Consider the following 11,050-nt stretch of genomic DNA (forward strand, 5'->3'; position numbering starts at 1 on the left):
ATGCACGGGATGGAAGCCCCCGTATTCACCGCCGCCGAACTGGCCGAGCGCTTCGCCCTGCAGCTGCACGGCGACGGCGAAGTGGCCGTGCGCGGCGTGGCCACCCTGGCCAATGCAGGCCCCGGCCAGCTGGCGTTCCTCGCCAACCCGCGCTACCGCCCGCAGCTGGCCGCCTCGACCGCCGCGGTGGTGGTGCTGCGCGCCGACGACGCGGCCTCCGCGCCCGGCACCGCGCTGGTCGCGCGCGACCCGTACGTGGCCTTCGCCCGGATCTCGGCCCTGTTCGAATGCGTGCCCGCGCGCGCGCCGGGAATCCATCCCTCGGCCGTGGTCGATCCATCGGCCGTGGTCTCGGCCGATGCCCACGTCGGTCCGTTCGTCTCCATCGGCGCGCGCTCGAAGGTGGGCCCCGGCTGCGTGATCGGCCCCGGCTGCAGCATCGGCGAGGACTGCGAGCTGGACGCCGGCTGCGAGCTGCAGGCCCGGGTCACCCTGGTCGCCCGCGTGCGCCTGGGCAAGCGGGTGCGGGTCCTGCCCGGCGCGGTCCTCGGCGCGGCCGGCTTCGGCCTGGCGATGGACGCCGGGCGCTGGGTCAACGTGCCGCAGCTCGGCGGGGTGGTGGTCGGCGACGACTGCGAGATCGGCGCCAACACCTGCATCGACCGCGGCGCGCTCGACGACACCGTGCTGGAGGAGGACGTGCGCCTGGACAACCTGGTCCAGATCGGCCACAACGTCCGCATCGGCGCCCACACCGCGATGGCCGGCTGCTCGGCCGCGGCCGGCAGCGCCCGGATCGGCCGCTACTGCCTGGTCGGCGGCGCCGCCGGCATCCTCGGCCACCTGGAGATCGCCGACAAGGTCACGGTCACCGCGATGTCGCTGGTGACCCATTCCATCCGCGAGCCGGGCGAATATTCCTCCGGCACCCCGCTCACCGACAACCGCACCTGGCGGAAGAACGCCGCCCGGTTCAAGCAACTGGACGCGCTGGCGCGCCGCGTCAACGCCTCCACCCAGGAAAGTCCCGAATGAACGAAACCGTGCAGCTGCCCATCGACGTCACCACCATCCAGACGCTGATCCCGCACCGCTACCCGTTCCTGCTGGTCGACCGGGTCGACGAACTGGACATCGAGGGCAAGCGGATCGTCTGCCGCAAGAACGTCAGCATCAACGAGCCGTTCTTCCAGGGCCACTTTCCCACCCAGCCGATCATGCCCGGGGTGCTGATCATCGAGGCCCTGGCCCAGGCCGGCGGCGTGCTGACCCAGCTGTCGCTGGGCCGCGACGCCCAGTCCAAGCTGTTCTACATGGTCAAGGTCGACAACGCCCGCTTCAGCAAGCAGGTGGTGCCGGGCGACGTGCTCGAGCTGCACGTGACCATCAAGCGGGTGATCCGCAACATGGCCGTGTACTACGGCGAGGCCAAGGTCGACGGCGAGATCGTCGCCTGCGCCGAGGTGCTGTGCGCCGGCACCCGCGAGTAAGCCCGAACACCGGAGCCCGGCCATGAGCGAGCAAGCCCTGATCCACCCCACCGCCGTGATCGATCCGGGCGCGCGCCTGGGCGCGGGCGTGAGCGTCGGCGCCTTCACCGTGATCGGCCCGGACGTGGAGATCGGCGACGGCTGCCGGATCGGCCCGCACTGCAGCTTCGCCGGCCCGACCCGGGTCGGCCGCGAAAATCGCTTCGTCGGCCACGTCGCCGTCGGCGGCGAGCCGCAGGACAAGAAGTACGCCGGCGAGCGCACCGAGCTGGTGATCGGCGATCGCAACCTGTTCCGCGAGTTCGTCACCCTCAACCGCGGCACCGCGGGCGGCGGCGGCATCACCCGGATCGGCGACGACAACTGGATGCTGGCCTACACCCACGTGGCCCACGACTGCATCGTCGGCGACCACTGCGTGTTCTCCAACAACACCACCCTGGCCGGTCACGTCATCGTCGGCGACTGGGTGATCGTCAGCGGCTTCGCCGGCGCCCACCAGTTCTGCCGGATCGGCGACCACGCCTTCCTCGGCATGGGCGCGCTGGTCAACGGTGACGTGCCGCCGTTCACCATGGTCGGCGGCAACTCGCTCGGCCGCCCGCGCGGGATCAACAGCGAAGGCCTCAAGCGCCGCGGCTTCGATCCCGACCGGATCGCCGCGATCAAGCGCGCCTACCGCACCCTGTACGTGGCCGGCCTGCCGCTGGCCGAGGCGCGCGAGCAGCTGGCCGCGCAGGCCGAGGGCAGCGAGGACGTGCGCCAGCTGCTGGACTTCATCGACGGCGGCGAACGGCCGCTGCTGCGCTGAGGCGGCGGACCGGGGCCGGCAGGCGGTGAACGAACGCATCCGCGGACACGAGGCTGCAGACCGCGCCGGCCCGGGCCGTCCGCGGATCGTGCTGGTCGCCGGCGAGGCCTCCGGCGACGCGCTCGGCGCCGGCCTGGTCGAGGCCCTGCGCGCACGCTTCCCCGGGGCGCTGTTCGCCGGCATCGGCGGCGACGCCATGCGCGCGGCCGGGGTCGAGACCTGGCACGACGCCAGCGAGCTGGCGGTGATGGGCCTGGCCGAGGTGCTGCGCCACCTGCCGCGGCTGCTGAAGCTGCGCCGCGAATTCCGCGAGCGCGCCCTGGCCTGGCAGCCGGACGTGGTGGTCGGGATCGACGCCCCCGACTTCAACCTGGGCGTGGAGCGCTGGTTCAAGCAGCGCGGGATCGCCACCGTGCACTACGTCAGTCCCTCGGTCTGGGCCTGGCGCGAGAAGCGCGCCGAGAAGATCGGCGCCAGCGCCGACCGGGTCCTGTGCCTGTTCCCGATGGAGCCGGCGATCTACGCCCGCCACGGCGTGGACGCGCGCTTCGTCGGCCACCCGATGGCCGACGCCATGCCGCTGCACCCCGACCGCGCCGCCGCCCGTGCCGCCCTCGGCCTGCCACCGAACGCGCCGGTGCTGGCGGTGCTGCCCGGCAGCCGCCTGGGCGAGATCGAACGCCTGGGCGAGATCTTCTTCGAGGCCGCCTGGAAGGTGTGCGAGGCCTTGCCGGACGCGCACGTGGTGGTGCCGGCGGCCAACGCCCGCTGCCGCGAACTTTTGCAGGCGCAGCTGTCGCGCTCGGCCCTGCCGGTTTTGCAGTCGCACCTGCTCGACGGCCAGGCCCGCACCGCGCTGGCCGCCGCCGACGTGGTCCTGCTCGCCTCCGGCACCGCGACCCTGGAGACGATGCTGTCGAAGCGGCCGATGGTGGTCGGCTACCGAGTCGCGCCGCTGACCTACCGCATCGTCCGTGCCCTGGGCCTGCTCAAGGTCGACCGCTACGCCCTGCCGAACGTGCTGGCCGGCGAGGACCTGGCCCCGGAGCTGATGCAGGATGACTGCACGCCCGAGGCGCTGGCCGCGGCGGTGCTGCACTGGTTCCGCTCGCCCGGCGCGGTGGACGCGCTGCAGCCGAAGTACCTGCAGCTGCACGAACAGCTGCGCCGCGACGCCTCGGCCTCCGCAGCCGAGGCCATCGCCACCCTGCCCGGCCTGCTGGCGGCGCTGGAGCGGCGGCCGTGAGCGCGACCGCGGCGGACCTGTTCCCGATCGAGCGCCGGCGCCTGCGGGTGGCCGGCGTCGACGAGGCCGGCCGCGGCCCGCTGGCCGGGCCGGTGGCGGTGGCCGCGGTGATCCTGGATCCGAAGCGGCGGATCCGCGGCCTGGACGATTCCAAGAAGCTCACTCCGGCCCAGCGCGAGGCGCTGTACCCGAAGATCGTCCAGCGCGCGCTGGCCTGGCACATCGAGATGGTGGCGGTGGAGGAGATCGACCGCCTGAACATCCTGCACGCGACACTGGAAGGCATGCGCCGCTGCGTGCTGGCGCTGGGTTCGCAGGTGGAACTGGTGCGGATCGACGGCAACGCTTTGCCGAAGGCGCTGCCGTGCATGGCCGAGGCGCTGGTCGGCGGCGATGCGCTGGAGCCGGCGATCATGGCGGCCTCGATCCTGGCCAAGGTCGCCCGCGACCGGCTGATGTGCGAGCTGCACGCCGCGCACCCGCACTACGGGTTCGACGCGCACAAGGGCTACCCGACCCCGGCCCACCTGGCCGCGCTGGCGCTGCACGGGCCTTGCCTGCACCACCGGCGCAGCTTCGCCCCGGTGCGGGAGGCGGAAGCGCGGACGCGGGAGCGGGAGCCGGCGCTCGAGGCCTGAGGCTTTCGGGCTGACGGAGCGAAAGGCGCTGCCGGATGGATGGCGTGAATGCGCTGGCTTCGGGCGGGGCCGCCGTGCCTTGGGTCTGCGGTGCACCGCTCGGGCGGGCATCCTGCCCGCAACTCGCGGCCGTGGCACGTCCCTGTGCCACTTGCCCCGCAGACCCAAGACACGACGGCCTCCGCGAACTTTGGAGTCCACCGCTTCTGGTGCTTCTGCTCTTCAGGCTTCTGCTGCGCCTTTCCCCGCTGCCGTCGTCCCGGCGAACGCCAGGACCCAGCGTTTTTGCTCCCCTTGCGGGAGGGGTAAAGCGAAGCGGAGAAGCCGCGCAGGCCCCCCGCTACTGCCGACGCACGCCCTGCACCACGTTGAGGCGGCGAAGGCGGCGGATCACCTCGGCCAGGTGGGTGCGGTCGCGGACCTGGATCGCGAAGCGCAGCTGGGCCGCGTTCACGTCGCGGTCCAGGTAGTCCACCCGCTCGATGTTGGAATGGCTCTGCGCCACCGCCGCGGCCAGCTGCGCCAGCACCCCGGTGTGGTTTTCCACGTCCACGATCAGCGAGGTGTCGTAGTCGCCGGTGACATTGGGGTCCCAGTCGATCGGCACCCAGCGCTCCGGCGACTTGCGGAACTCGGCCAGGTTCGGGCAGTCCAGCCGGTGCACCACCACCCCCTTGCCGGCGGTGTGGTAGCCCATGATCTCGTCGCCCGGGATCGGCTGGCAGCAGTTGGCGAAGCTGACCACCCCGCCCTCGGTGCCGTTGATCAGGATCTTTTCCTGCGAATGCTTGGAATGCCCGCCGCCGCGCAGCTCCGCGTATGCCATCAGCGCCTGCGCCGCCTGGCTGGGCATCCAGTTGCCCAGCGCCACCTCGGCCAGGAACGCCTCCAGCCGCGGGAAGCGGTGCTCGACCAGGAACGACTCCAGGCGCTTGGCCGGCAGGCGTTCCAGCGAACTGTCCATCGCCTCCAGCGCGCGGTCGAGCATGCGGTGGCCCAGCTGCACCGCGTCCTCGTGCTCGAGCTGCTTGAGCTGGTGGCGGATCGCCGTGCGCGCCTTGCTGGTGACCACGAACTCCAGCCACTGCGGCTTGGGCGCGGCCGAACGCGCGGTGATGACCTCCACCGTCTGCCCGCTGGAGAGCTTGGTCTTCAGCGGCACAAGGCGCCGGTCCACGCGCGCGGCCACCGCCTGGTTGCCGACGTCGGTGTGCACCGCGTAGGCGAAGTCCAGCGCGGTGGAGTTGCGCGGCAGGGCCAGGATCCGGCCCTTGGGCGTGAACAGGTAGACCTCGTCCGGGAACAGGTCGACCTTGACGTTCTCCAGGAACTCCAGCGACGAGCCGGCCGCGCGCTGCGAGTCGATCAGGTCCACGATCCAGGCGTGGGCCCGGCTCTGGGCGCTGTTGGGGCTGTCGCCGCCGTGCTTGTAGGTCCAGTGCGCGGCGATCCCGCGCTCGGCGATCAGGTCCATCTCCTCGGTCCGGATCTGGACCTCGATCGGCGAGCCGTAGGGACCGAACAGCACCGTGTGCAGGGACTGGTAGCCGTTGGCCTTGGGGATCGCGATGAAGTCGCGGAAGCGCCCGTCCAGCGGCTTGAACGCCGCATGCACCGCGCCCAGGGCGTGGTAGCAGCCGGGCACGCTGCGCACCACCAGGCGGAAGCCGAACACGTCCATCACCTGGTCGAAGCTCTTGCCCTCGCCCTGCATCTTGTTGTAGATGCTCCACGGGGTCTTGATCCGGCTGACCAGGCGGTGCTCGAGCCCTTCGCGGGCCAGGCCCTGCGACAGCTGCACCTCGACCTGGGCCATCGACTCGCGACGCACCACCGGCTGGCTGCGGATGTGCTTCTCGATGATCGCGTGGCGCCACGGGTGCAGGGCGCGGAAACCGAGGTTCTGCAGCTCGGACTTGACCAGGCTCATGCCCAGGCGCTGGGCGATCGGCGCGTAGATCTCCAGGGTCTCGCGGGCGATGCGCTCGCGCGCCTCGCGGCTCTGCGCGCCCAGGGTGCGCATGTTGTGCAGGCGGTCGGCCAGCTTGATCATGATCACGCGCAGGTCGCGCGACATCGCCAGCAGCATCTTGCGGAAGCTCTCGGCCGCCGCCTCCTGGCGATCGCGGAACTTGAGCTTGTCCAGCTTGGTGACGCCGTCGACCAGCTCGGCCACGTCCTCGCCGAACTGGGCCGCCAGCTGCTCGCGGGTGAGCGGGGTGTCCTCGATGGTGTCGTGCAGGATCGCCGCGATCAGCGTCTCCACGTCCAGGCCGAGGTCGGCCAGGACCCCGGCCACCGCCACCGGATGGGTGATGTAGGGCTCGCCGGACTTGCGGGTCTGGCCGGCGTGGGCCTCGGCGCCCACCCGCCAGGCCTCGCGCAGCAGGGGCAGCTGCTCGCGCGGCAGGTAGGCGGCGGCGCGCTCCAGCTCGAGGACATAGTCGGGGACCGGCTCGCCGGTGGACGGCGGCACGCTTGCGACTGCCTGGGCTGAATGGCCTGGGTTCATGGCGGAAGACTATGCCAGCGGGCCTGTGGCGGCAAACATTCCAGGCCGCGATTCAGCCCGGCCATGGGGCCGATCGGGATGCGGCGCCATGCCCGAAACCAGGTCTCAGCCCAGCCTTTGCGCCCGCTCCACGCCGGGCAGGGCGTCGAGCTTGCCCAGCAGGGTCGACAGCTGGCCGTAGTCGGACACCCGCAGGCGCATGCGCAGGTGCAGGCGGCCGTCGTTGCGCAGGTCGCTGCGGATGTCGGCCACGTGCGCGTCCTCTTGGGCGATCAGGGTGGTCACGTCCTTGAGCAGCCACTTGCGGTCGATGCCGCTGACCGCCACGTCCACCTCGTAGCCGCCGCCGGCCGCGCCCCACTCCACCGGCAGTACCCTCTGCGGCTGGGCCGCGGCCAGGCGGGCGAAGGAGGCGCAGTCGGCGCGATGCACGGTGACCCCACGGATGCGGGTGAGGTAGCCGGCGATCGGCTCGCCCGGCACCGGCTGGCAGCACTTGGCCAGCTGCACCAGCAGGTTGCCCACGCCCTGGACGGTGAAGCCGGCCGTGGCCTTCTTCCCGGTCCTGCGCGGCGCCGGGCGTGCCGGCACGGGCGCGGCGGCGGCCGGCTCGGCGGCGCGTTCGAGTTCATGCAGGGCGCGGCCGACCTGGTGCGGGCCGACGTCGCCCAGGGCGACCTGGATGTACAGGTCGTCCACGGTCTCGGCGTGGAACTTCCGGGCCACCGGCGCCAGGTCGGCCTGGTGCAGGCCCAGGCGCTTGAGCTCGCGCTCCAGCATCTCGCGCCCGGCGGCGACATTGCGCGAGCGGTCCAGCTTGTGGAACCAGGCCCGGACCTTGTCGCGCGAGCGGCCGCTGGCCAGGTAGCCGTTGGCCGGCAGCAGCCAGTCGCGCTTGGGGTCGGGCTCCTTGCCGGTCATGATCTCGACCCGGTCGCCGCTGCGCAGGTGGTAGCCCAGCGGCACGATCCGGCCGTTGACCTTGGCGCCCTTGTAGCGGTGCCCGACCATGGTGTGCACGTGGTAGGCGAAGTCCAGCGGGGTGGCGCCCTGCGGCAGGTCCACGACCTCGCCCCTGGGCGTGAGCGCGTACACCCGCTCCTCGACCAGCTCGGCGTCCAGCGCCCCGGCCAGGCCCTCGTCGCGGCCTTCGCCGGCCTGCTCCAGCAGCTGCCGCATCCAGGCGATCTTGCGCTCGAACGCGCGCCCGGCGCCCTTGCCCGCGGCGCTGCCGCCGGTTTCCTTGTAGCGCCAGTGCGCGGCCACGCCCAGCTCGGCCTGCTCATGCATGTCGCGGGTGCGGATCTGCACTTCCAGGGTGCGCCCTTCCGGGCCGACCACGGCGGTGTGCAAGGAGGCGTAGCCGTTGGGCTTGGGCCGGGCGATGTAGTCGTCGAACTCGCCCGGCACAGGCACCCACAGCGCGTGGACCACGCCCAGCGCGGCGTAGCAGGCCGCCACGTCGGCCACCATCACCCGCACCGCGCGCAGGTCGTAGAGCTTGTCCAGCGGCAGGTGCTTTTTCTGCATCTTCCGCCAGATGCTGTAGATGTGCTTGGAGCGGCCGCTGATCTCGGCCTGCAGCCCCTGCGCAGCCAGGGCCTTGCCCAGCTGCGCCTTGACCGCCTCCACGTAGCGCTCGCGCGCGGCCCGGGTCTCGTCCAGCTCGCGCGCCAGGTGGCGGTAGGTGTCCGGCTCGAGGAAGCGGAAGGCCAGGTCCTCCAGCTCCCACTTCAGCTGCCAGATGCCCAGGCGGTTGGCCAGCGGGGCGTGGATGTCGCGGGTGAGCTGGGCCAGGGCGCGGCGCTCGGCCTCGGGCTGGCGGTCGGCCACGCGCATCCGGGCCAGCTGCCGCGACAGCAGCACCGGCACCACCCGCAGGTCGTGGACGATGGACAGCAGCAGCCGGCGCAGGCCTTCACCATTACGCCCGGCCTCGCGCCCGGCGTGCAGGGCCCAGACCTGGTCGGCCGCGTCCTGGCCGTCGAGCAGCCCGGCCACCGCCGGCCAGGTGGTCGCGACTTCCCGAGCCGCCACCGCGCGCAGGCCCGGCAGGTCGAACAGCAGGGCCGCCGCCAGCGCCGGTTCGTCGGCGTCCAGGTGGCCCAGGATCCGCAGGGTGTCGACGATCACCGGCCACGGCGCGCGGGTGGCGTGGTCGGCGCCCGCGGTGTCCCACGCCGCCTGCAGGCGTTCGCGCAAGGCCGCCGGCAGGGACGCGGCGGCCGGGTCCTGCAGCAGGGCATGCAAACCATCGATGGCGGGGCGCGACAAGGCCGATCCGGCGCGTGGGGTTGGCACTACACTAGCGGCCAACGCACCGGAGGAACAAGCATGAAACAGCGCCTGACGTCCCCATGGTCCCTGTCCGCGCTGGCGCTCGCGCTGGCCCTGGCCGCGCCCGGCGCGTTCGCGCAGGCGGCCGCCGAGGCGACCACGCTGCGCCAGCAGATGAGCGCGGAGGAATTCAAGGCCGCCGGCCTGGACAAGCTCACTGCGCAGGAGCTGGCCGCGCTGCAGGCCTGGATCCGCCGCGGCCAGGAAGGCGCGGCCGTCGCTGCCGCCACCGAGGCCGCGCCGGCCGAGAGCGCCACCGTGCTCAGCGCCGCCGAGATCGAGCGCATCCGCGAGCAGGCGCGCGAGGAAGGCCGGCAGCAGGTCAAGCAGGAGAACCGCGGCTTCTTCGACTTCGGCACCTCCGAACCGATCGCCAGCACCCTGGTCGGCGAGTTCCGCGGCTTCGCCAAGGGCCGCCAGTACACCTTGGCCAATGGCCAGGTCTGGGAGCAGGTCGAGGACGCCAGCCTGGCCGGCGTGCGCGCCCAGGCGCCGGCGGTGACGATCAAGCCCGGCGTGACCAATACCTGGTTCCTGAAGATCGCCGGCTACAACACCGCCGCGAAAGTACGCCGGATCAAGTAGATCCGACGCCACCGCCCGCCCCTCAGCCGGCAATCCACCACAGGCCGAGCAAGAGTGCATTGACCAGGGCATGCAGGATCACCGACGCCCAGTATCCACAACGGCGGCTCCTGACATTGATGGCTAGGCACGCGATGACGAAGAAGGTCGGGATTGCCGTTAACGAAACGAGATTCCAGTTGACCAGGACATGAAACAGGCCGGCAGGCACGGCAATCAGCAAAGGCTTGATCCACCACCGCCCCCGAGCCCATCGGTCGGGGATGACGTCTCCCAGACGCAGCACCACCCAGTTTTCGACTATCGGAGACAGGGAGACGGCGATCAGCATGTACGCCGGATCCGGCAGCTTGCTCTCGCCCTGAGGGGGGATAGCGCTGGCAATCACCCAGCCCAGAAGAACCGAGAGCGCTGCGACCGGCACGGCCAGAGCGAAGGCGATGAAGAAGATTCTGGGGCAGGAACTGCCCCAGAATCGTCCAAGCGCTGAATCAGGCACCCAGCCCGCCCGCGGCCAGCAACTCATTAGCGAAGTCATCGCCATAGACCGCACGGTTAGTGGCATCGGCTGCCTCCACCACTTTGTAACCGGCGGTGACCACCTTTACCGCGACCTCGACTAGGGCAATTGCATCTCCGAGGCCGATGGAACCCGACACGGAAGAAACCTCCAAGCTGGACAACTCCCTCATGCTTTTCTCCTCATCCGGAAGCACAGGGTTGGAAAACATCGGCCGGCCGGGCCAGTATCCGGGACACCGGATACCGGGATGATTTACCCCGCATTCGCATTCTTCGGTCAATACCATTGCTGTTATTGTCTAGCCTCGCTAGACACCCAGGGGAGCTGTGCATGAGGATCGGCACGCGTATCCGGCAATCCCGCTCCAGGATTGGACTCAGCATCCGGGATCTTGCCCATCACCTCGGGGTTTCCCATGCCACCGTTGGGCATTGGGAGACGGGCCGCCACAACCCAAGCATTGCCACCCTCTGCCACATTGCAGAAATCACGGGCGTAGACCCGGCGTGGTTGATGACTGGACATTCCGAATTCAGTGGCCGAGTACTTGTGGATCATGAGACCAAGCAAATAGGCGGTGGACTCGCGTTCACTCCGCACATCTCGCTCGAACCTTTGGCGACTTTCGACAGTGATGCATTGGGCCGCATACCCATACTACCTTTGAGCGTATGGCTTGCAGAATCGGCCACCCGTTCACTTCTGCCCTGAACGCCAGAACTTTCAGTCGGAACACCCTAGCCCGGAACGCAGTTTCACGATCACAAGGGCTCCGGCGCATTGGACCGGCCAGAGTTCCGTAGACACTCAGTTGCCACTTTGCGCGTAGCGCCGTTCGAACTCTACCGGTGACAGTCCGCCAGCGGAACCATGCCGGCGGATCGGGTTGTAGAACATCTCGATGTAAT

Annotated in this window: 11 protein-coding genes; 7 read left to right on the forward strand and 4 right to left on the reverse strand. The window is 70.5% G+C overall.

Annotated elements, in window-relative coordinates:
* Nucleotides 1–9 precede the first annotated feature (9 nt).
* The 5 genes from lpxD to CSC62_RS05130 are packed head-to-tail and all read left to right on the forward strand — an operon-like array spanning nucleotide 10 to nucleotide 4,185.
* The gene (gene lpxD, locus CSC62_RS05110; protein WP_211368930.1) at nucleotides 10–1,035 is read left to right on the forward strand and encodes a UDP-3-O-(3-hydroxymyristoyl)glucosamine N-acyltransferase; all 1,026 of its coding nucleotides are present in this window, start codon (nucleotides 10–12) and stop codon (nucleotides 1,033–1,035) included.
* Nucleotides 1,032–1,490 (forward strand): 3-hydroxyacyl-ACP dehydratase FabZ, encoded by a 459-nt coding sequence (gene fabZ, locus CSC62_RS05115; RefSeq protein WP_162405091.1) that lies wholly within the window; start codon nucleotides 1,032–1,034, stop codon nucleotides 1,488–1,490. Before lpxD ends, fabZ begins: the two co-directional genes overlap by 4 nt.
* A gap of 22 nt (nucleotides 1,491–1,512) precedes the next feature.
* Entirely contained in the window at nucleotides 1,513–2,301 is a 789-nt protein-coding gene (gene lpxA, locus CSC62_RS05120) for an acyl-ACP--UDP-N-acetylglucosamine O-acyltransferase (RefSeq protein ID WP_162405092.1), read from the forward strand.
* 25 nt (nucleotides 2,302–2,326) lie between these two features.
* The gene (lpxB, locus tag CSC62_RS05125) at nucleotides 2,327–3,547 is read left to right on the forward strand and encodes a lipid-A-disaccharide synthase (RefSeq protein ID WP_162405093.1); all 1,221 of its coding nucleotides are present in this window, start codon (nucleotides 2,327–2,329) and stop codon (nucleotides 3,545–3,547) included.
* A complete protein-coding gene (locus CSC62_RS05130; protein WP_162405094.1) occupies nucleotides 3,544–4,185 on the forward strand; it encodes a ribonuclease HII in 642 nt (213 codons plus the stop codon). Before lpxB ends, CSC62_RS05130 begins: the two co-directional genes overlap by 4 nt.
* 340 nt (nucleotides 4,186–4,525) lie before the next feature.
* Here CSC62_RS05130 and CSC62_RS05135 read toward each other — a convergent pair whose 3' ends face one another.
* On the reverse strand, nucleotides 4,526–6,697 hold the full coding sequence (locus tag CSC62_RS05135; RefSeq protein ID WP_162405095.1) for a RelA/SpoT family protein: 2,172 nt from the start codon (nucleotides 6,695–6,697) through the stop codon (nucleotides 4,526–4,528).
* A gap of 105 nt (nucleotides 6,698–6,802) precedes the next feature.
* Nucleotides 6,803–8,971 carry a bifunctional (p)ppGpp synthetase/guanosine-3',5'-bis(diphosphate) 3'-pyrophosphohydrolase gene (locus tag CSC62_RS05140; protein ID WP_162405096.1) on the reverse strand — a complete coding sequence of 723 codons (2,169 nt, stop codon included), beginning with the start codon at nucleotides 8,969–8,971 and terminating at the stop codon, nucleotides 6,803–6,805.
* A gap of 60 nt (nucleotides 8,972–9,031) precedes the next feature.
* Between CSC62_RS05140 and CSC62_RS05145 the strand changes: the two genes are divergently transcribed.
* Nucleotides 9,032–9,619 (forward strand): FliH/SctL family protein, encoded by a 588-nt coding sequence (locus CSC62_RS05145; protein WP_162405097.1) that lies wholly within the window; start codon nucleotides 9,032–9,034, stop codon nucleotides 9,617–9,619.
* Nucleotides 9,620–9,641: 22 nt separating this feature from the next.
* Here the strand turns inward: CSC62_RS05145 and CSC62_RS05150 are convergent, their stop codons facing one another.
* Both CSC62_RS05150 and CSC62_RS05155 read right to left on the reverse strand, forming a co-directional pair.
* Nucleotides 9,642–9,950: a hypothetical protein gene (locus CSC62_RS05150; RefSeq protein ID WP_162405098.1), complete on the reverse strand. Its 309-nt coding sequence runs from the start codon at nucleotides 9,948–9,950 to the stop codon at nucleotides 9,642–9,644.
* A 160-nt stretch (nucleotides 9,951–10,110) separates the two neighbouring features.
* On the reverse strand, nucleotides 10,111–10,311 hold the full coding sequence (locus tag CSC62_RS05155) for a hypothetical protein (RefSeq protein WP_162405099.1): 201 nt from the start codon (nucleotides 10,309–10,311) through the stop codon (nucleotides 10,111–10,113).
* A 161-nt stretch (nucleotides 10,312–10,472) separates the two neighbouring features.
* On the opposite strand from CSC62_RS05155, the gene CSC62_RS18265 reads away from it, so the two are divergent.
* A complete protein-coding gene (locus CSC62_RS18265) occupies nucleotides 10,473–10,853 on the forward strand; it encodes a helix-turn-helix domain-containing protein (protein WP_162405100.1) in 381 nt (126 codons plus the stop codon).
* The last annotated feature ends 197 nt before the right edge of the window (nucleotides 10,854–11,050 follow it).

It is taken from the genome of Pseudoxanthomonas jiangsuensis, assembly GCF_010093185.1.
Classification (GTDB): domain Bacteria; phylum Pseudomonadota; class Gammaproteobacteria; order Xanthomonadales; family Xanthomonadaceae; genus Pseudoxanthomonas; species Pseudoxanthomonas jiangsuensis.

Excerpts from the sequence above, each read along its gene's own strand:
- fabZ (WP_162405091.1), top strand. The coding sequence starts at position 1,032 with ATGAACGAAACCGTGCAGCTGCCCATCGACGTCACCACCATCCAGACG.
- lpxD (WP_211368930.1), top strand. The coding sequence starts at position 10 with ATGGAAGCCCCCGTATTCACCGCCGCCGAACTGGCCGAGCGCTTCGCC.
- CSC62_RS18265 (WP_162405100.1), top strand. The coding sequence starts at position 10,473 with ATGAGGATCGGCACGCGTATCCGGCAATCCCGCTCCAGGATTGGACTC.
- CSC62_RS05155 (WP_162405099.1), bottom strand. The coding sequence starts at position 10,311 with ATGAGGGAGTTGTCCAGCTTGGAGGTTTCTTCCGTGTCGGGTTCCATC.
- CSC62_RS05145 (WP_162405097.1), top strand. The coding sequence starts at position 9,032 with ATGAAACAGCGCCTGACGTCCCCATGGTCCCTGTCCGCGCTGGCGCTC.
- CSC62_RS05150 (WP_162405098.1), bottom strand. The coding sequence starts at position 9,950 with ATGCTGATCGCCGTCTCCCTGTCTCCGATAGTCGAAAACTGGGTGGTG.
- lpxA (WP_162405092.1), top strand. The coding sequence starts at position 1,513 with ATGAGCGAGCAAGCCCTGATCCACCCCACCGCCGTGATCGATCCGGGC.
- CSC62_RS05135 (WP_162405095.1), bottom strand. The coding sequence starts at position 6,697 with ATGAACCCAGGCCATTCAGCCCAGGCAGTCGCAAGCGTGCCGCCGTCC.